The following is a 19,844-nucleotide window of genomic DNA, read 5'->3' on the forward strand; positions in this document are numbered from 1 at the left end:
GCGGCGAAGTCCGACGGATCCCGCGCGCTCACCGCCCGCACCGACACCGCCGACAGCGTGGCCCGGTCCGTCTGCCCGTACTGCGCCGTCGGCTGCGGTCAGCGGGTGTACGTCAAGGACGGGCAGGTCAGTCAGATCGAGGGTGACCCGGACAGCCCGATCTCGCGGGGTCGGCTCTGCCCGAAGGGTTCGGCGAGCAAGAGTCTGGTGACCAGCCCGCTGCGGCAGACGACGGTCCGCTACCGCCGGCCGTACGGCACCGAGTGGGAGGACCTCGACCTCGACACGGCGCTGCACATGATCGCCGATCGGGTCCTGGCCGCCCGCGACGAGACCTGGGAGGACGTCGACGCCGAGGGCCGACCGCTCAACCGGACGCTGGGCATCTCCAGCCTCGGTGGGGCGACGCTGGACAACGAGGAGAACTACCTCATCAAGAAGTTGTTCACCGCGATGGGGGCGCTCCAGATCGAGAACCAGGCCCGTATTTGACACTCCTCCACCGTCCCCGGTCTGGGGACCAGCTTCGGTCGTGGCGGCGCCACCCAGTACCAGCAGGACCTGTCGAACTCCGACGTCATCGTCATCCAGGGCTCGAACATGGCCGAGGCACATCCGGTGGGTTTCCAGTGGGTGATGGAGGCCAAGCGTCGGGGTGCGAAAGTGTTCCACGTCGACCCCCGGTTCACCCGCACCAGCGCGCTGGCTGACTCGTACCTGCCGATCCGGGCGGGCACGGACATCGCGCTGCTCGGTGGTGTGGTGCGCTACATCCTCGACAACGAGCTGGACTTCCGGGAGTACGTCGTCGCCTACACCAACGCCGCGACGATCGTGACCGAGGAGTACGCCGACACCGAGGACATGCACGGCCTCTTCTCCGGCTTCAACGACGACAACGCCACCTACGACCAGGCCAGTTGGCGGTACGAGGGCCACTCGCAGGACCAGACGACCCGCGACAGCGAGACGCAGCGGGAGACCGCGGCCGGGCTGGAGAACGAGTCGCACGGCGCGCCGGTCGGCGGCGAGACCGAGCGGGACGAGACGTTGCAGCACCCGCGCTGCGTCTACCAGATCCTCAAGCGGCACTTCTCCCGCTACACCCCCGAGATGGTGGAACGGGTCTGCGGCATCCCGCAGGAGAAGTTCCTCGAACTGGCCCAGGCATGGACGGAGAACTCCGGCCGGGAGCGGACCGGCATGCTCGTCTACTCGGTGGGCTGGACGCAGCACAGCGTCGGTGTGCAGTACATCCGTACCGGCGCGATCATCCAACTGCTGCTCGGCAACATGGGTCGCCCGGGTGGCGGTGTGATGGCCCTGCGCGGGCACGCCAGCATCCAGGGCTCCACCGACATCCCGACGCTGTTCAACCTGCTGCCCGGCTACCTGCCGATGCCGCACCACGCCGAACACCCGACCCTCGACAAGTGGGTGGACAGCATTGCGCACCCCGGGCAGAAGGGCTTCTGGGGCAATGCCCGCACCTACGGCGTCAACCTGCTCAAGGCGTACTGGGGTGACGCCGCCACCGCCGACAACGACTACTGCTACGGGTACATGCCGCGGATGACCGGTGACCACGGCACCTACCAGCAGGTGCTCGACATGATCGACGGAAAGGTCAAGGGGTACTTCCTGCTCGGGCAGAACCCGGCTGTCGGCTCGGCGCACGGCCGCGCGCAGCGCCTCGGCATGGCAAACCTCGACTGGCTCGTGGTCCGGGACCTGTTCGAAATCGAGAGCGCCACGTTCTGGAAGAACGCGCCGGAGATCGAGACCGGCGAGATCGTGCCGGAGAAGTGTCGGACCGAGGTGTTCTTCCTGCCGGCCGCCTCGCACGTGGAGAAGGAGGGCACCTTCACCCAGACGCAGCGGCTGTTGCAGTGGCGGGAGAAGGCCGTCGAGCCACCGGGCGACGCCCGCTCCGAGCTGTGGTTCTTCTACCACCTCGGGCGCATCATCCGGGAACGGCTGGCGACGTCGACGAAGCCGCGCGACCGTGCGCTGCTCGACCTCACCTGGGACTACCCCACGCACGGCCCGAACGTCGAGCCGAGCGCCGAGGCGGTGCTGCGCGAGATCAACGGGTACGACGTGGCCACCGGCCGGCCGCTGGCGTCGTTCACCGAGATGAAGGACGACGGCTCGACCCTCGGCGGGTGCTGGATCTACACCGGGGTGTACGCCGACGGCGTCAACCAGGCGGCCCGCCGCAAACCCGGCTCGGAGCAGTCACTGGTGGCGCCCGAGTGGGGTTGGGCGTGGCCGGCGAACCGGCGCATCCTCTACAACCGTGCCTCCGCCGACCCGGACGGCAACCCGTGGAGCGAGCGCAAGAAGTACGTCTGGTGGGACCCGGACAAGAGTGAGTGGACCGGCTACGACGTGCCGGACTTCGAGAAGACCAAGCCGCCGTCCTACCGGCCGGAGCGCGACGCCTCGGGCGTGGCGGGAATCGCCGGCGACGACCCGTTCATCCTTCAGGGCGACGGCAAGGGCTGGCTGTACGCGCCCACCGGCGTGCTCGACGGGCCGATGCCCACCCACTACGAACCTGTCGAGTCGCCGGTACGCAACCCGCTCTACCGGCAGCAGGCCAACCCGACCCGCAAGGTGTACACACACCCGATCAACACGTTGAACCCGAGCCCGCCGCAGGAGCACAGCCAGGTCTTCCCGTACGTGTTCACGGTCAGCCGACTCACCGAGCACCACACCGCCGGTGGGATGAGCCGGACCGTGTCACACCTGGCCGAGTTGCAGCCCGAGATGTTCGTCGAGGTGTCACCGGAGCTGGCGGCCCTGCGAGGGTTGACTCACCTGGGTTGGGCCCACCTGGTCACCAGCCGCGCGGCAGTCGAGGCGAAGGTGCTGGTGACCGACCGGGTGACGCCGCTGCGAGTCGATGGCCGGATCATCCACCAGGTCTGGCTGCCGTACCACTTCGGCTTCGAGGGCCTGGTGACCGGTGATTCGGCAAACGACCTGTTCGGCATCACCCTCGACCCCAACGTCCTGATTCAGGAGAGCAAGGTCGGCACGTGCGACGTCCGGCCCGGACGACGCCCCAGAGGACCGGACCTGTTGGACCTCGTCGTCGACTACCGGCGGCGGTCGGGGAACCTCGTCCACCGCTACCCACCGATGGTCACTACCGACGTCGCCGACAGCAGCAGCGACCAGGAGGCCTGACCGATGCCCCACGCCAACGCCCTGTACGGGCCGCTGGACCCCGCACCGGACGCCGGTTACGAGGACCCGCCGCCGAGGATGGGGTTCTTCACCGACACCAGCGTCTGCATCGGCTGTAAAGCGTGCGAGGTGGCCTGCAAGGAGTGGAACGGCGTCCCGGAGAGCGGGCTCGACCTGCTCGGCATGTCGTACGACAACACCGGCGCGTTGACCGCCAACTCGTGGCGGCACGTCGCGTTCGTCGAGCAGCCCCGCTCGGCCGGCTGGGCGACTCCGGCGTTCGAGGGGGATCCGGACGGGCCGGCGATCAGCCCGGTGACGGCGGCGGCCGGTGCGCGTACCAGCACCGACACCGGCACGGACCCCGGCCTGCCCCCCGGCTCGCCCGGCGCGGCGGCCCGCATGTCGAGCGGCCCGGAGTTTCTGGGGATGCCTGGTGCGCAGCCGCCGGGGAGAGGTTCGGGCGCGGAGGGACGGACGGATTTCCGCTGGTTGATGATGTCGGACGTGTGCAAGCACTGCACCCACGCGGCCTGCCTGGATGTCTGTCCCACAGGTTCGCTGTTCCGGACGGAGTTCGGCACGGTGGTGGTCCAGGAGGACATCTGCAACGGCTGCGGTTACTGCATCTCCGCCTGCCCGTACGGAGTCATCGATCAGCGCAAGGATGATGGTCGGGCGTGGAAGTGCACGCTGTGCTACGACCGGCTCGGGGTGGGGATGACGCCCGCGTGTGCGAAGGCGTGTCCGACCGAGTCGATCCAGTACGGCGTCCTTGACGAGTTGCGCGAGCGGGCCGCCGCGCGGGTGGCGAAGCTGCACGAGCGGGGAGTGCCGGAGGCACGGCTGTACGGGCACGACCCGAACGACGGCGTCGGTGGCGACGGTGCGTTCTTCCTGCTGCTGGACGAGCCGGAGGTGTACGGGCTGCCACCGGACCCGATAGTGACCACCCGCGACCTGCCGGCCATGTGGAAACGCGCCGGCCTGGCGGCGGTGACGATGGCGGTCGCCACGGCTGTCGCGTTCCTGGGCAGGCGGCAATGACCGACGAGAAGCCCCGCGGACGACGCGGCGACGGCGGTGAGCGGCTCACTGTGCCGCCGGCCGAGTTCGCCTCCTACTACGGCCGACCGGTCTTGAAGCCGCCGGTGTGGAAGTACGACATCGCCGGTTACCTGTTCACCGGAGGCCTCGCCGCCGGAAGTGCGCTGATCGGCGCGGGCGCCCAACTGACCGGACGACCCGAACTGCGCACCGTGGGCCGCTGGACGGCCCTCGGCGGTGTCGCCGCCAGCACGTACCTGCTGGTCCACGACCTCGGCCGGCCGGCCCGTTTCCATCACATGCTCCGGGTGGCCAAGGTGACCTCGCCGATGTCGGTCGGCACCTGGATCCTCGCCGCGTTCGGGCCACTTGCCGGCGTGGCGGCTGTCGCCGAGCTCGCGCCGCTGCTCCCGCAGCACGGTGTGCTCGGCCTCGCCCGCCGGATCGCACCGCCGATCGGCAACCTCGCCGGTCTCGGCGCCGCGGCCACCGCGCCGGCGCTGGCGACGTACACCGGGGTGCTGCTCGCCGACACGGCAGTGCCGTCCTGGCACGACGCCTACCCGTCGCTGCCGTTCGTCTTCGCCGGCAGCGCGCTCGCCGCCGCGTCCGGGGTCGGACTGATCGCGGCACCGGCAGCGCAGGCCGCCCCACTGCGACGACTCGCCCTGGCCGCCGCGGCCGTCGAGTTCGGCGGAGGGCACCAGCTGGAGCGGCAGGGCCTCACCAGCGAGCCCTACACGCGCGGGCGCAGCGGCCGGCTGGTCAAGGCGGGACGCGTCCTGCTCGCCGTGGGCACCGTCACCGCGCTGCTCAGCCGCCGCAGCCGGGTCCTGTCGGCGATCTCCGGCGCCGCCCTGGTGGCATCGTCGGTCGCCACCCGGTTCGGCGTCTTCGAGGCGGGCCGGGCCTCGGCACGAGATCCGAAGTACACGGTCGTGCCACAACGGGAACGGCTCAGCCGGTAAACAGCTTCGCGGCGGTGATGGCGGTCTGGATGATGCCGTACCCGAGCAGCACCGCGACCAGCAGCCACGACACCCAGAGCCGCCCGACCTGACTACCGACGTGCGGCGGCGCGGGCGGCTGGCTGTCGCGCCCGAGAGCGACCGGCTCGGTGACTGTAGCCTTCGCCACCGGCGAGGTCGGCCCCCGGTTCGGTTCGTGGAACCGCTCGGGCACGGAACGCACCAGCAGGTTCGCGATGAACCCGATGGCGAGGATGCCGACCATGGTGAACAGCGCGGGCCGGTACGACGCCGCGGTGAGGGTGCCGGGCTTGCCCTGCGTGTCGAGGATCCCGTTGACGATGAGCGGGCCGGCGACACCCGCCGCCGACCAGGCGGTCAGGATCCGGCCGTGGATGGCCCCGACCTGGAAGGTGCCGAACAGGTCACGCAGGTAGGCGGGCATGGTGGCGAAACCACCGCCGTAGAAGGAGATGATCGCGGCGGCGATCAGCACGAAGACCGCTGTCGCGGAGTGGCCGGCCACGGCGAGCAGCACGTACAGCACCATGCCGACGCCGAGGTAGACCATGTAGATGGGCTTGCGGCCGATGAGGTCGGACGTTGTGGACCAGACGAACCGCCCGGCCATGTTGAACAGCGACAGCACTCCCACGAAACCGGCCGCCGCCGACACCGAGACAGCGGTGGCGGTCCCGTTGTCCCGGAAGAAGTCCTGGATCATCGGGCTTGCCTGCTCCAGGATGCCGATGCCCGCTGTGACGTTGCAGAACAACACGATCCACAGCAACCAGAACGACCGGGTACGCACGGCGTTCGACGCCGACACGCTCGCCGTCGTCACGAGAGGTTTGGCGGCGACGGTCGCGGGGTCGAACCCGGCTGGCCGCCAGTCCGGTGCCGGAACCCGGACGTTGAACGGGCCGAACATCATGATCACGAAGTAGCCGATGCCGAACGTGACGAAGAGCGCCACGAGGGCGCTGCCCGACGCCACGGCGGCCGGGTTGTCGGGGTTGTAGCCGGAGTCGTAGAGGGAGAGCAGTTGGCGCGCGAGCGGGCCGGCGACCAGGGCGCCGCCGCCGAAACCCATGATGGCCAGGCCGGTGGCGAGGCCGGGACGGTCCGGGAACCACTTGATCAGTGTGGAGACGGGCGAGATGTAGCCGATGCCGAGCCCGATGCCGCCGATGACGCCGTACCCGAGGTAGAGCAGCCACAGCTGCTGGGTCGCGATGCCGAGCGCGCCGACCAGGAACCCGACGGCCCAGAAGCACGCCGAGACGAACATCGCCCGGCGCGGTCCGTTCTTCTCCACCCACCGGCCACCCACCGCGGCGGACGAACCCAGCATGACGATGGCGATGCTGAAGATCGCCCCGATCGCCGTCTGGCTGGTGTCGAAGTGCGCGATGAGGGAGTTCTTGTAGACACTCGTCGCGTAGACCTGGCCGATGCAGACGTGCACCGCCAGTGCCGCGGTCGGGATGAGCCAGCGGCTGTATCCCGGGGGAGCGACAGTGTGCCGGGGATCGAAGACCGACAGCATGGGCATCGTCCACACCTCCTGCGGCTGAGTGGGCCGCGACGTTGCCGAGCTGTCCGACCCGGCAGTTGGCCGAGGGGCGCCGCCGCAGTGGCGGCCCGGCGCACGTCTGGCGTCAGCCGATTACCGGCTCTACCTCACGTTACGTGGCGGCTGATTCACACCATGTCATTACCGGAAAACGCGGAACGGGGGCGGGCCAACCGGCTCGCCCCCGTCCCGCTGGCGTACGACTCAGTGCATCGCGGCCTTTGCCGCCGCCTCCTCCTGTACGCGTCGTTCGTCCCCACTGAGGGTGTGCAGCGGCTTCTCCTTGATGAACAGCACGACGATCAGCGCGAGCAGCGCGATCGGCGCGCCGACCAGGAAGAGATCCGCGGTGGCGATGCCGTACACGTCCTGCACGATGCGCAGCACCGGCTCGGGCAGCGTGGACAGGTCGGGCACCTCGGCGGAGCCACCTCCGGCGGTCGCCGCCGGGCCGAGACGTTCGGTCGTCAGCGAGGTCACCCGACTCGCCAGGACCGCGCCGAGTGCGCTGACTCCGATCGCGCCGCCCATGCTGCGGAAGAACGTCAGGACGGACGTGGTGGCACCGAGTTCGTTTGCCGGCACGTCGTTCTGGGCGGCCAGTACGAGGTTCTGCATGAGCATGCCGACACCGATGCCCAGCACGGCCATGTAGATCGACAGCACGAGGACGCTGGTCCTGGCGTCGATGGTGCCCAGTAGCAGCATTCCGACGCTCATCACCGCGGCGCCGGCCACCAGGTAGGCCTTCCACCGCCCGTACTTCGTGATGAGCTGCCCGGCCACCGTCGACGAGACGAGCAGACCGAAGATCATCGGAAGGCTCATCAGGCCCGCGACGGTGGGCGACTTGCCCAGCGAGATCTGGAAGTACTGGGACAGGAAGACGGTGCCGCCGAACATCGCGACACCGACCAGCACGCTGGCGATGGTGGCCAGCGAGACAGTGCGGTTACGGAAGATCGTCAGCGGGACGATCGGCTCCGCCGCCCGTGACTCGACGACCACGGCAAGCGCCAGCAGAACCAGACCGCCGATGACCATCAGGGCCGTCCAGCCGGATGCCCAGTCGAACTTGTTGCCGGCCAGGGACGACCAGATCAGCAGCGTGGAGACGCCCGAGGTGATGAGCAGCGCACCCAGCCAGTCGATCGTCGCCTTGCGGCGAACGACAGGCAGGTGCAGGGTGCGCTGGAGCAGGGCGATGGAAATGATGCTGAACGGGACGCCGATCAGGAAGCACCACCGCCAGCCCAACCACGACGTGTCGACGAGCAGGCCACCGATCAGCGGACCGGCGATGGTGCCCACACCGAAGACCGCGCCGAAGATGCCGGCGTAGCGACCCAGCTCACGGGGTGGGATCATCGCCGCCATGACGATCGTGGCCAGGGCCGTCATGCCGCCGGCGCCGATGCCCTGTACGACACGGCTGAGCAGCAGCACCTCGACGTTCGGCGTGAAGCCCGCGATGAGCGAACCCACAACGAACAGCCCCAGCGACAGCTGGATCAGCAGCTTCTTGCTGTACAGGTCGGCCATCTTGCCCCACAGCGGCACCGTCGCCGTCATGGCGAGCAGTTCACTGGTGACGATCCAGGTGTAGACGGTCTGGCTGCCGTTCAGATCCGCGATGATCCGCGGCAGCGCGTTCGCCACCACCGTGGAGGCGAGGATGGACACGAACATGCCGACCATCAGGCCGGAAAGTGCCTGGAGAACCTCCCGACGCGACATGCGCGTACCGACCTCGGCGGTGTCGGCGGGCGGGATGGTGGTGGTCATTGACGCTCCCTTGTCGGGTTTGTGGCGGAGTGGCTGGCCCTGAGGCTGTTGCGGCGGGGCGGGGACGTGCGGGTCAGGAGAGGGCTGGCGGATCCGGCAGGCCGGCGGCGATCGCGGCGAACGCCTCGTCGACGAAGTCGCGCAGGGGCCGGGCGTCGTCGCTGGCGGCCCAGCGCAGCATCGCGGTGCGGAAGGCGGCACCGGCAACAGCGATGACAAGCGGCGGGTGGCCGTGGTCGAGGCCGACGCCGAGGCGGGTCGCGACGACCGCGACCATGGCCTGCTCGGTAGCGCTGTTGCCGGCCACCAGCCGGGGCAGCAGCGCGGGGTTCTGGGCGATGACCGCCAGTCGCAGCCGCCACAACTCCCGGTCGGCCTGGATCGTGTCGATCGCCTCGTCGAGGGCGATCCGGATGGCCTGCAACGCCGACACCTGCGCGGGGGCGGCCGCCAGACGCGCCACGGCCGGGTTGCCGTCGAGCGCCGGATCGTCGGTGAGAGCCTCGTCCTTGCAGGTGAAGTAGTTGAAGAAGGTCCGCGAGGACACGTCCGCGGCCTCGCTGATCTCCTCCACCGTCACGTGGTCCAGGCCGCGTTCGGCGACCAACCGCAGCGCGGCGGCGGTCAGTGCGGCCCGCGTCTGCGCCTTCTTGCGGTCGCGACGCCCGGGCGCGGCGTGGTCGGTGTCGGTCACGCGAGCGAGGCTAGGAGCGAACTTGCGCAGTCTGCAAGTTTTTAGCGTGTGAAGTGATCTTTCTGACCCGAGGCGCTGGTCGGGGACGGACGTACCGTTCGTTCGGTGCGGGGCGCGGCGCCGGTGGTCTCCAGGATGAGCCCGGCGACCAGGTCCGGATCGTCGCTCATCGGCACGTGCCCACAGCGGGGCAGCGTCACCACCCGTGCCGCCGGCAGGCCCGCCCGGGCGCGCTCGGCCTGGTGGACGCCGAAGATCCGGTCGCGGTCACCCCAGCCGATGGTCACCGGCACGGTCGAATCGGACAGCCGAAGGCAGTCGAAGCGATAGTCGCGGGCTGCCCGGGCCACGGCGTTGAAGCCGGGCCCCCGGCGCAGGGCGAGTGCGTCACCCAGCGCCCGCTCGACGTCCAGCAGTGTCGGGCGGGCCATCAGCGGCGCGAAGCACAACGCCCGCAGGTACGCCGAGCGCAGCGCGACTCGCATGATCGGGGCGGGCAGGCGCGAGTTGGCCCGCAGCATCCGGAGGATGGCCAGCGCCCGTCGGCGCTCCGTCGGGGTGAAGAAGCCGGCGGGGGAGAAGGCGGTGGCCGAGGCGACCGCCCCGGTGGCGGCAAGCTCCAGGGCGATCGCCCCACCGAGGCTGCAGCCGGCGACGTGCGGGCGCTCCAGGCCCCACTCGGTCAGGGCCGGCAGGATCCCGGCCACGGTGGCGGCCATGTCGGCGGGCATGCCGGCGCCCGGCACCGGAGAGTTTCCGAATCCGGGCAGGTCGAACGCGATCACCTCGTGGTGGGCGGTGAGCCTGTCGAACACCGGCTCCCACGCCTGATGGCGGTGACCGATGCCGTGGATGAGCACGAGGGGCTGTCCGCTGCCCGCACGTCGGAAGTGAATGCTCATCTCGGCTCTCCCACCGACGTCCTGCCGAAGGAACGCCCGAGCTGGCGTACCTCGTCTTCCATCTGGCCGACCATGCTCTGGCCGCCGAAGCGGGTGATCAACGCGTCCGAGAGGCCGCTGAGCACCACCGGCCGCAGCGCCTGCACCAGGGCGAGCGCCCGGGGCACGTACACCTTGCGTTTGCGGCGTTCGATGCCGTGGAGCAGGGCCTCGACGCACTGCTCGACGGGTACGACGGTGGACAGCGGCCACGGCAACCGGCGCAGTGTGGTGCGGAAGGACGCCAGGTCGGCACTGATGTCGCGGACCAGGTCGGTGTCGATCCAGATCGGATGCGCCGTGCCGACGGTGACGCCGCGTGGGCGGGTCTCCAGGCGCAGCACGTTGGCGAACTGCTCCACACCCGCTTTGGACGCGCAGTAGGCCGCCATCCCGGGCATCGCCGTGAAGGCGGCGGCCGACGAGACGATCAGGACGTGGCCACGGGCGGCGGTGACGTGGGGCAGCGCCGCGCTGACAGTGCGGATCGCGCCGCAGAGGTTCACCTCGACGGTACGGACCAGCGCGTCGACCGGTCCCACGGCGACGGTGCCGAGGTTCGCGATGCCCGCGTTGGCCACGACGACGTCGATGCCACCGAAGCGGTCGACGGTGGACGCCACCGCCGCGTCCAACGCCGCCTGGTCGGTGACGTCACACTCGTACCAGTGCGCGTCGAGGTCGGCAGCGAGCTGCCTGAGCAGGTCGCCCTCCAGACCAACGACGGCGACCTGGGCGCCCCGGGCGACGGCCGCGCGGGCCAGCTGCGCCCCGATGCCGCGCGCCGCGCCGGTGATGAGCACCGTCCTGCCCGCCAGGTCATACCGCATCGGCGTGCTCCCGTTCCCTGTCGTTGGGGGTGTTCCCGGCCGTGACGACCTGGTAGTCGGCCGGGCGGAACCGGCGCAGCCGCATCCGGAAGCTGGTGGCGAGGCCTGGCCAGATGGTGGTGTTGCGGCCGGTGGCGTCGAGATACCAGCTCGAACAGCCGGTCTGCCAGACGGTGCCGTCCATCTTCTGATCGATCCGTTCGGTCCAGCGTCGTTGCGCCCGCGCCGTGGGCTCGATGGCCCCGATGCCCTTGGCCCGCAGGTGTCGCAGGGCCGCGACCACCAGGTGCAGCTGGGCCTCGATCATCAGGATCACTGAGGTGTGCCCGAGCCCGGTGTTCGGGCCGAGCAGGAAGAACAGGTTGGGGAAACCGGCGATTGTCGTGCCCCGGTACGCGTGCATGCTGGGGGTCCACGCCTCGGCCAGGCTGCGCCCGCCCCGGCCGTGAATGCGCCGCACGACGGGGGAGTCGGTGACGTGGAAGCCGGTCCCGAAGATGATCGTGTCCGCCGGGTGGTGGACGCCGTCGTCGGTGACCAGGCCGTCCGGCACGATCCGGTCGATGCCGGCGGTGACCACGTCGACGTTCGGTCGGGTGAGTGACGGCCAGTAGTCGTTGGAGATCAGCACCCGCTTGCAGCCCATCGCGTAGCGGGGGGTGAGCTTGTCGCGCAGGTGCGGGTCGGTGACCTCGCGGCGCAGCGTACGCAGGGACAGCCGCGAGGCGAGACGGTTGACCGCCGGGTGCAGGAAGCCCAGGCCCATGCTCTCGCGTACCAGGTAGAGCCCTGCCCGGGCGGCCCGTTGCGCGCCGGGCACGGTGCGGAACGCGGCCTGCTCGGCCCGGCCGATCCGGCGCGACATCCTTGGCATGATCCACGCGGGTGTGCGCTGGAAGAGCGTCAGCTTCTCGACAGTCGGCTGGATCTGTGGCACGAACTGGACGGCCGAGGCGCCGGTGCCGATCACCGCGACGCGCCGACCGGTCAGGTCATGGTCGTGCCGCCACCGCGCGGAGTGGAACACCGTGCCGGCGAACCCGTCGATCCCGGGCAGGTCGGGGATGGCCGGGTCGCTGAGTGGGCCGGTGGCACAGATCAGGACGCGGGCGCTGTGGTCGCCGCCGGAGGTGCGCAGCAGCCAGCGTTGGCGCTTGTCGTCCCACCTCGCCTCGTGCACCTCGTGGCGCAACCGCAACCTCGGACGTATGCCGAAACGGTCGACGCAGCCACGCAGGTAGTCCCAGATCTCCGGCTGACCGGAGAACGTGTTCGACCAGCGGGGGTTGGGGGCGAAGGAGAACGAGTAGAGGTGCGACGGGACGTCGCAGGCGCAGCCCGGGTAGGTGTTGTCCCGCCAGGTGCCGCCGACGTCCTCACCCCTGTCGAAGACGAGGAAGTCGGTGAAGCCGGCCCGTTGGAGGCGGATGGCGGCGCCCAGGCCACCGAAGCCGGCGCCGATGATGGCGATGTCTGTCTCCATTCACCCCTCCGTGAGCTCGGGCGCGGAAGTCGGGTCGGCCACGGACGGCCAGGGCGGATCGCCCACGCCGGTGATGCGTACGCCGCCCCACGGGTCGACCTCGGCAAGTCGGGCGGCCCGGACGCGGTCGGCGATGCGCACCTCGACGTCGCGCCGGCCGGAGCGCAGCAGGTGGGCCACCCGTGGCTCGGGTTCGATCCGCCCGCCCCAGTGGAAGCGGCCGTCGACCGGCTCCCACCGTCCGCTGAGGTGCACCCGGACCGGTGTGCCCTCGACCCCCGCCGGGCCGTGGTAGCTCACGGCACGATCCGCTCGTGGGCACGGGTGAGCTCGGGTGGCAGGTCGGCGCTGGCCCGTACCCCCTCGATGCCGCTCCACAGCAGGGTGGTCAGGTAGTCGGTGAGGGCGGCCCGGCTGATCGGCTGGCCGTGCGTGGTCCACCAGTCGCCGACCGCCTGCACGAAACCCACGAGGCCGTACGCCCAGGGCTCGGCGGGGCCGGCGTCCAGGCCCAGCGTGCGGAGCCGGTCGCCGATCACCCGGGCGAGCCCGGCGGCCACCTGCCGGCTGGTGCCGGCGATCACCTGGTGGATGCCGGGGTCGCCGGACTGGTGCATCAGGAACCGGTAGAGCCTCGGCTCCGACTCGATGACGCCCAGATAGGCGTCGATCGTCGCCTCGACCAGGCCGCGTTCCTCGCGGACCTGTTCGACGGCGGGCGCGATGGCGTCGACCATCCGGGCCGCCACCACCTCGCTGACCGCGACCCAGAGCTGCGACTTGTCGGCGAAGTAGCGGTACAGAACCGGTTTGCTGACACCCGCGGTGGTGGCGACCTGTTCCATGTCGACCTCCGGCCCGTGGCGCAGCAGCGCCTGCACGGCAGCCCCTACCAACTCCTGCCGTCGTTGCTCGCGATGGTCCGCCCAGCGGTCCCGACGGCCGTTGCCCTTCGCCCTCGGGCCTCCGTCGGGGGGCGTGGCCGGCGGGTCGGCTGCATTGACATCAGTGAGCGGCGATTGCATGCTACTACTCGTAACAGTTACTGGTCGTCACGTCAATATGGAGGAGCCATGGAGGCCGCACCGGAGGAAACCGGGCGTGCGGCGGTCGCCGAGCGACTACTCACGTCCTCACTGCGGACCAGCTACGACCCCACCGTCGAGATCGACTGGGACGCCCCGCACACCCCCGGCGCCTACTGGCTCCCGCCGCAGCGCAGCAGCCTCTACGGCACGCCGCTGTGGGAGCAGCTCAGCGAGGAGCAGCGCGTCGCGCTCACCAAGCACGAGGTGGCCAGCGCGGCCAGCGCCGGGCTGTGGTTCGAGACGATCCTCATGCAGATGCTGATCCGGGAGTACTACCGCGCCGACCCGACCAGTCGACAGGCCCAGTACGCGTTGACCGAGGTCGCCGACGAGTGCCGGCACTCCATCATGTTCGGCCGGCTGATCGAGGCGATGGGCTGTCCGGTCTACCGCGCGAGCACTGTGGACCACCACCTCGGGCGCTTTCTCAAGACCACCGCCAGCGGCCCCCGGATGTACGCGGCGATCCTCATCGCGGAGGAGATCCTCGACGCGTTCCAGCGCGAGATCATGGCGGACGAGTCGCTCCAGCCGCTCATCCGGATGGTCTGCCGCATCCATGTGGTGGAGGAGGCGCGACACGTCCGGTTCGCCCGCGAGGAACTGGCCGCCGCGGTGGCGGCCACCGGCCCGGCGGGCCTGGCGTACGCCCGGCTGTTGGTTGGTCGCGCCGCCTACACGATCGCCAACCGCCTGGTCCATCCCGACGTGTACGCGGCGGTGGGCATCGCGCCGGCGGTCGGTCGTGCCGCTGCCCGGGCCAACCCGCACTGGCGTGCCACCCTGCGCTGGTCGGCGGCGCGGGTGCACGCCAACCTGGCGGACGTCGGCCTGGTGGCCGGGCCGGGGCGTCTGCTGTGGGCCCGGGCCGGGCTGATCTGACCCGTCGTCGCTCGGTGGTACGGCATGAGGGCGCGCCGTCCCCGGCCGCCCCCCAACGCCGCCCCCCGGTGAGCTCACTCGCCGCGGGTGCGCGCTGCCCACATCAGGCAGGCGTCAGGCCCTTTCGACGCGCGGATGCCGACGATCGGTGAGCCGCAACCCGACCCCGCGTACCGCTTCGATGCTGGCTCCGGTGTCGAGGTCGTGCAGCTTGCGCCGCAGCCGCTTCACCAGGGACTGCACGTCCGCCTTGCGCTCGCGCCCCTCGTCGCGCCAGACCGACCGGTGCAGGTCGGCGTAGCTCCAGACCCGGACCGGTTCGGTGGTCAGGCAGATCAGCAGGTCGTGTTCCAGTCGGGTGAGGTCGACCTCGCGATCCCGGTGGCGGGCGACGGACCGGGCGGAGTCGATCACCAGCGCGGAGTTGGTTCCGCTCGCGGCGGCGGGCGCCGGCGAGGACGACGCGGGGGCCAGCCGCTGCGGCGCGGCGATCAGTCGGCGTAGCTCGTCGAGGTCGGCCACCAGCAGCAGCGGTGCGATGCCGTCGAGGCGTTCGGCGAGCCGGATCCGTTCGGCCGGCGACGAGGTCACCGCGATCAGCAGCGGGAACGGCTCGTCGGCCGGATCACCCCGACTCAATGTCGCCTCGTCGTCCTCGGCCACAGCACCGCCCGGGATCGATGGGCATCCCTGCCCGGCTATCGTCATGGTCCTGACAATGATTGGCAAGCGCGTCGTCAGCGGGGCAACTCTTAGCGACAAGTTGCTCACGGCAAGTTCTTGATCGTCCGTTCTTCTCGATCATAGTGTCCAGTCGGGCAACCGGCGTGACCCGCGCGGTGCATGGGGGAGGTCCACCATGGCCCATTGACACCCTGGGTCGTTCTGAGGGAGGCAGCACCGATGTTCAGACGTCCACAATGGGGACGCGCGGCCAGATCACTGGTCAGCGCCGGGGCGGCGACGATCCTCGCCGCCACCTGCCTGGCCGCCATCGGCTCGGGCGCGCAGGCCGCCCCGACCGGGGCGACCGGGGCGGGGGACAAGATCCGACCGGAGCTCACCAAACAGCTCCAGGCCAAGAGTGAAGGGGACTTCTGGATCCGGTTCAAGGACCGGGCGGACCTGAGCAAGGCCAGCGCCATCAAGGACTGGTCGAAGCGCGGTACCGCGGTGGCGGACGCGCTGCGCAAGACCGCCGCGGCGAGCCAGGGCAAGATCCGGGCCGACCTCGACAGCTCGGGTGCGAAGTACCAGACCTTCTGGGCCACCAACGCGATCAAGGTGAACAGCGGCTCGCTGGCGATGGCGCAGAAGTTCGCAGGCCACGCCGAGGTCGAGGGCCTGTACGCCCCGGTCACCTACAAGGTGCCCGAGACGATCAAGGGTACCGACGAGCACACCGTGAACGCCCTGGAGTGGGGCGTCGCCAACATCAACGCCGACGACGTCTGGTCCCAGTTCGGCGTCAGGGGCGAGGGCATCACCGTCGCGAGCATCGACAGCGGGGTCCAGTTCGACCACCCGGCGCTGGTCAACTCCTACCGCGGCAACAACGGCGACGGGACGTTCGACCACAACTACAACTGGTTCGACGCCGCCGGCACCTGCGACGCCGGCCCCTGCGACGACGACGGCCACGGCACGCACACGATGGGCACCATGGCCGGCTCCGACGGCGCGAACCAGATCGGTGTCGCCCCCGGAGTCAGGTGGATCGCGGCGAACGGTTGCTGCCCCAGCGACGCCGCTCTGATCGAATCCGGTCAGTGGATGCTCGAACCGCTCGACCTCAACGGCGAGAACGCGGACGCGAGCAAACGACCGAACGTCATAAACAACTCGTGGGGCACCCGGGACCCGTCGAACGAGCCGTTCATGGAGGACGTGACGGACGCCTGGGCCGCGTCCGGGATCTTCGGCGTCTGGTCCAACGGCAACAGCGGGCCGGCGTGCCAGACCAGCGGCTCGCCCGGCAGCCTCGCCAGCAACTACTCGACCGGCGCGTACGACGTCAACAACAACATCGCCGGCTTCTCCGCCCGGGGCACCGGGCAGAACGGCGAGATCAAGCCGAACATCTCGGCCCCCGGCGTGAACGTCAGGTCGAGCATCCCGGGCAACGCCTACGGAAGCATCAGCGGTACCTCGATGGCCGCACCGCACCTCGCGGGTGCGATAGCGCTGCTGTACTCGGCGGCCCCGTCGCTCATCGGTGACATCGACGGCACCCGTGCGCTGCTCAACGGCACCGCGATCGACAAGGCCGACGGCCAGTGCGGCGGCACCGCGGCCGACAACAACGTCTACGGCGAAGGCCGACTGGACGCCCTCGCGCTGCTCACCGCCGCGCCGACCGGCGACATCGGCACCCTGGCCGGCACGGTCACCGACGCGGCCACCGGCGCCCCGATCGCCGGGGCGACGGTGACGCTCACCGGCCCGACCGCACGTGAGGTGAGCACCGGCGCCGACGGCACGTTCTCCACCCAGCTGCCCACCGGCGACTACCAGGTCACCGTGGCGGCGTTCGGCTACGGCAGCACCACGAAGCCGGCGACGGTCAGCAAGGCCGCGACCACGACGCTCAACGTCGCGCTCACGCCGGTGCCGAGTGTGAACGTCACCGGAGCGGTCACCGACGGCTCCGGCCACGGCTGGCCGTTGTACGCGAAGGTGACAGTGACGGGAGTGTCCGGCGTCTACGACTACACCACGCCGGCGAACGGCCGTTACAGCCTCAAGCTGCCCGCCGGGCAGACCTACACCCTGAAGTACGAGTCGCAGTACCCGGGCTACCAGACCGTCACCAAGCAGGTCGCTGTCGGCTCGGGCAACACCACGGTGAACGTCGCGGTGCCGGTGGACCCCAGCACCTGCACCACGGCGCCCGGCTACACGTTCGGCTCCGACGGTGAGTACGAGTCCTTCGACGGCACCACCACGCCGCCGGGCTGGACGGTCGTCGACAACGCGGGCAGCGGTCAGGTCTGGAAGTTCACCGACGACGGCGACCGGGGCAACCTGACCGGCGGCAGCGGCAACTTCGCGATGATCGACAGCGACGACTACGGCGCGGGCACCAGCCAGGACACCTCCCTGGTCAGCCCGGTGGTCGACCTGACCGGCGTGCCGGCCCCGGTGATCCGGTTCAACCAGGACTTCAACCAGCTCAACGACGACACGGCGGATGTCGACCTGAGCATCGACGGTGGCGCCACCTGGACCAACGTGCTCCGCCAGGAGACCGACGTCCGGGGCCCGAAGCTGACCGAGATCCCGATCCCGCAGGCGGCCGGCCAGGCGAAGGTGCAGGTCCGGTTCCACTACTACGACGCCTCGTACGAGTGGTGGTGGGAGGTCGACAACGTCCTGATCGGCAGCCAGATCCTCTGCGTGCCGGTCGACGGTGGTCTGGTCGTCGGCAACGTCCGCGACAAGAACGACAACAGCTACGTCAACGGCGCGACAGTCACCAGCAAGGACCGGCCCGCCGAGAAGGCCGTCACCGTGGCGACCCCGGACGACCCGGAGTTGGCCGACGGCTTCTACTGGATCTACTCGACGCTCACCGGCACGCACCCGTTCACCGCGACCGCCGGCAACTACGTCAGCCAGACCAAGCAGGTCGACGTCGAGGCCGACTGGGCGACCGCCGCGAACTTCCAGCTCGCGGCCGGCCGGCTGTCGGTGACGCCGACGCAGCTGAACGCCACGCTGCAGATGCCGAGCGGCAAGGCCAGCAAGACGTTCACGGTGACCAACACCGGTGGGGCGCCGGTCGAGGTCAAGTTCGGTGAGCGGGACAACGGGTTCGCGCTCCTGCGGGCGGACGGGTCCACCGTCACCCGGCAGCAGGTGCTCGGTGGCTCCGGCGCCCCGGCGCAGCGGATCAACGCCCCGACGTCCTTCGCCGCGAAGGCGTCGAGCAAGCATGCCAAGGCGGCCACCGCCGCGGTCGGCCCGCAGGCGGCACCGTGGACCGACATCGCCGACTATCCGTCCACGATCATGGACAACCGGGTGGTCAGCCTGGACGGCAAGGTGTATTCGCTCGGTGGCGGGGACGGCAGCGCCTCCACCACGAAGAACTACGCCTACGACCCGGTCGCGCAGACCTGGACCGCGATCGCCGACCTGCCCGGTGCCCGCAACGCGGTGACGGCGGGCGTCGTGGACGGGAAGATCATCGTCACCGGTGGTTGGGGCGACGAGGGTCCGGACTCGGCCACCTGGTCGTACAGCCCGGCGGCCAACGCCTGGACGGAGCTGGCCGACAACCCGGCGCCGCGGTCGGCTGCCGGTCAGGCAGTGGTCAACGGCAAGTTGTACGCCATCGGCGGCTGCACCACAGCGAGCTGCACGCCGATGTCGAACAGCGTCGTCCGGTACGACCCGGGCAGCGACACCTGGGAGACGCTCGCCAACTACCCGAAGTCTGTGGCGTTCGCCTCCTGCGGTGGAATCGACGGCATCCTCTACTGCACCGGCGGCAACGACGGGGCCGCCGCGCAGAAGTCGAGCTACGCCTACGACCCGGGCGCCAACACCTGGTCCACTATCGCCGACGCGCCGAGCGACAACTGGGCCAGCTCGTACGCCGTGGCCAACGGCAAGCTCCTGGTCGTCGGTGGTTCGCAGGGCGGGGCCATCAGCAACGCGGGCTTCGCCTTCGACCCGGCCACGGCTTCGTGGTCGAACCTGCCGAACGCCAACACGCCGCGTTACCGGGGCGGGGCGGCGTGTGGCTTCTACAAGATCGGCGGCTCGTCCGGCAGCTTCGACGCGGCCCCGGACAGTGAGGTGCTGCCCGGCTTCGAGGGCTGCTCCGAGGCGGCGGCCGACGTCAGCTGGCTGGCCATCGACAAGTCGGCGGTCACCCTCGCCCCGGGTGCGAAGGTCACCGTCACCGTCACGATGACGGCGAACGTGGACCAGCCCGGCACCTACTCCGGCTCGGTCGCGATCACCGAGAACACGCCGTACTCGGTCGCGCCGGTCGCGGTGACCATGACCGTCAACCCCCCGAAGACCTGGGGCAAGCTGATGGGTACGGTCACCGGCACCAGTTGCCAGGGTGCGACCTCGCCGCTCACCGGCGCGGTCGTCCAGGTCGACTCGTGGGCGTCGTCGTTCACCTTCGCCACCGACGCCGAGGGTAAGTACGCCTACTGGGTGGACCGCCGCAACAACCCGATCACGATGATCGTCGCCAAGGACGGCTGGAAGCCGCAGACCCGGCAGACGAAGGTCAACACCACCACTCCCACAGTGGAGAACTTCGGGTTGGCGCCGATCCGGTGCTGACACCCGAGCGGTAGCGACCACGTCCGGCCCGCCTGGTCACCGACC

14 protein-coding genes are annotated in these 19,844 nt (G+C 70.1%); 5 read left to right on the forward strand and 9 right to left on the reverse strand.

Features of this window, described 5'->3' with window-relative positions; translation table 11 throughout:
- The 3 genes from fdh to nrfD all read left to right on the forward strand — a co-directional run.
- A partial coding sequence (fdh, locus tag AB0B85_RS22240) for a formate dehydrogenase (protein ID WP_357410200.1) occupies window positions 1-3,198 on the forward strand: 3,198 nt, incomplete at its 5' end.
- 3 nt (window positions 3,199-3,201) lie between these two features.
- On the forward strand, window positions 3,202-4,245 hold the full coding sequence (locus AB0B85_RS22245) for a 4Fe-4S dicluster domain-containing protein (protein WP_357410202.1): 1,044 nt from the start codon (window positions 3,202-3,204) through the stop codon (window positions 4,243-4,245).
- Window positions 4,242-5,213 (forward strand): NrfD/PsrC family molybdoenzyme membrane anchor subunit, encoded by a 972-nt coding sequence (nrfD, locus tag AB0B85_RS22250; RefSeq protein ID WP_357410204.1) that lies wholly within the window; start codon window positions 4,242-4,244, stop codon window positions 5,211-5,213. The genes AB0B85_RS22245 and nrfD overlap by 4 nt, the downstream gene beginning before the upstream one ends.
- Here nrfD and AB0B85_RS22255 read toward each other — a convergent pair.
- From AB0B85_RS22255 to AB0B85_RS22290, 8 genes are all read right to left on the reverse strand, one after another.
- Window positions 5,203-6,762, reverse strand: a complete 1,560-nt coding sequence (locus AB0B85_RS22255; RefSeq protein ID WP_357410354.1) for an OFA family MFS transporter — start codon at window positions 6,760-6,762, stop codon at window positions 5,203-5,205. The two genes, nrfD and AB0B85_RS22255, sit on opposite strands and share 11 nt — an antisense overlap.
- A 231-nt stretch (window positions 6,763-6,993) precedes the next feature.
- Window positions 6,994-8,574, reverse strand: coding sequence for an MDR family MFS transporter (locus AB0B85_RS22260; protein ID WP_357410206.1), 1,581 nt, complete (start codon window positions 8,572-8,574; stop codon window positions 6,994-6,996).
- A gap of 73 nt (window positions 8,575-8,647) precedes the next feature.
- Window positions 8,648-9,268, reverse strand: coding sequence for a TetR family transcriptional regulator (locus AB0B85_RS22265; protein WP_357410208.1), 621 nt, complete (start codon window positions 9,266-9,268; stop codon window positions 8,648-8,650).
- Between the two features lie 41 nt (window positions 9,269-9,309).
- The gene (locus AB0B85_RS22270) at window positions 9,310-10,170 is read right to left on the reverse strand and encodes an alpha/beta fold hydrolase (protein ID WP_357410210.1); all 861 of its coding nucleotides are present in this window, start codon (window positions 10,168-10,170) and stop codon (window positions 9,310-9,312) included.
- Complete coding sequence (locus tag AB0B85_RS22275; protein ID WP_357410212.1) at window positions 10,167-11,039, reverse strand: SDR family oxidoreductase; 873 nt, start codon at window positions 11,037-11,039, stop codon at window positions 10,167-10,169. The genes AB0B85_RS22270 and AB0B85_RS22275 overlap by 4 nt, the downstream gene beginning before the upstream one ends.
- Window positions 11,029-12,522: an NAD(P)/FAD-dependent oxidoreductase gene (locus AB0B85_RS22280; protein WP_357410214.1), complete on the reverse strand. Its 1,494-nt coding sequence runs from the start codon at window positions 12,520-12,522 to the stop codon at window positions 11,029-11,031. Before AB0B85_RS22280 ends, AB0B85_RS22275 begins: the two co-directional genes overlap by 11 nt.
- Entirely contained in the window at window positions 12,523-12,822 is a 300-nt protein-coding gene (locus AB0B85_RS22285; protein ID WP_357410216.1) for a DUF4873 domain-containing protein, read from the reverse strand.
- Complete coding sequence (locus AB0B85_RS22290; RefSeq protein ID WP_357410218.1) at window positions 12,819-13,547, reverse strand: TetR/AcrR family transcriptional regulator; 729 nt, start codon at window positions 13,545-13,547, stop codon at window positions 12,819-12,821. The genes AB0B85_RS22285 and AB0B85_RS22290 overlap by 4 nt, the downstream gene beginning before the upstream one ends.
- Window positions 13,548-13,595: 48 nt before the next feature.
- On the opposite strand from AB0B85_RS22290, the gene AB0B85_RS22295 reads away from it, so the two are divergent.
- A complete protein-coding gene (locus tag AB0B85_RS22295; protein WP_357410219.1) occupies window positions 13,596-14,492 on the forward strand; it encodes a diiron oxygenase in 897 nt (298 codons plus the stop codon).
- A gap of 114 nt (window positions 14,493-14,606) precedes the next feature.
- Here AB0B85_RS22295 and AB0B85_RS22300 read toward each other — a convergent pair whose 3' ends face one another.
- Window positions 14,607-15,200, reverse strand: a complete 594-nt coding sequence (locus tag AB0B85_RS22300) for a winged helix-turn-helix domain-containing protein (protein ID WP_357410221.1) — start codon at window positions 15,198-15,200, stop codon at window positions 14,607-14,609.
- A 195-nt stretch (window positions 15,201-15,395) separates the two neighbouring features.
- Here AB0B85_RS22300 and AB0B85_RS22305 point away from each other — a divergent pair, with 195 nt between their 5' ends.
- Window positions 15,396-19,799, forward strand: coding sequence for a S8 family serine peptidase (locus tag AB0B85_RS22305; protein ID WP_357410223.1), 4,404 nt, complete (start codon window positions 15,396-15,398; stop codon window positions 19,797-19,799).
- Window positions 19,800-19,844: the final 45 nt, after the last annotated feature.

The organism is Micromonospora sp. NPDC049044, assembly GCF_040649215.1.
GTDB lineage: Bacteria > Actinomycetota > Actinomycetes > Mycobacteriales > Micromonosporaceae > Micromonospora.

Bases quoted from the DNA above. Each gene is read 5' to 3' on its own strand.
- AB0B85_RS22300 (WP_357410221.1), bottom strand. From the start codon at position 15,200: ATGACGATAGCCGGGCAGGGATGCCCATCGATCCCGGGCGGTGCTGTG.
- AB0B85_RS22280 (WP_357410214.1), bottom strand. From the start codon at position 12,522: ATGGAGACAGACATCGCCATCATCGGCGCCGGCTTCGGTGGCCTGGGC.
- AB0B85_RS22275 (WP_357410212.1), bottom strand. From the start codon at position 11,039: ATGCGGTATGACCTGGCGGGCAGGACGGTGCTCATCACCGGCGCGGCG.
- AB0B85_RS22295 (WP_357410219.1), top strand. From the start codon at position 13,596: ATGGAGGCCGCACCGGAGGAAACCGGGCGTGCGGCGGTCGCCGAGCGA.
- AB0B85_RS22255 (WP_357410354.1), bottom strand. From the start codon at position 6,762: ATGCTGTCGGTCTTCGATCCCCGGCACACTGTCGCTCCCCCGGGATAC.
- AB0B85_RS22290 (WP_357410218.1), bottom strand. From the start codon at position 13,547: ATGCAATCGCCGCTCACTGATGTCAATGCAGCCGACCCGCCGGCCACG.
- AB0B85_RS22245 (WP_357410202.1), top strand. From the start codon at position 3,202: ATGCCCCACGCCAACGCCCTGTACGGGCCGCTGGACCCCGCACCGGAC.
- nrfD (WP_357410204.1), top strand. From the start codon at position 4,242: ATGACCGACGAGAAGCCCCGCGGACGACGCGGCGACGGCGGTGAGCGG.
- AB0B85_RS22260 (WP_357410206.1), bottom strand. From the start codon at position 8,574: ATGACCACCACCATCCCGCCCGCCGACACCGCCGAGGTCGGTACGCGC.
- AB0B85_RS22270 (WP_357410210.1), bottom strand. From the start codon at position 10,170: ATGAGCATTCACTTCCGACGTGCGGGCAGCGGACAGCCCCTCGTGCTC.
- AB0B85_RS22305 (WP_357410223.1), top strand. From the start codon at position 15,396: ATGTTCAGACGTCCACAATGGGGACGCGCGGCCAGATCACTGGTCAGC.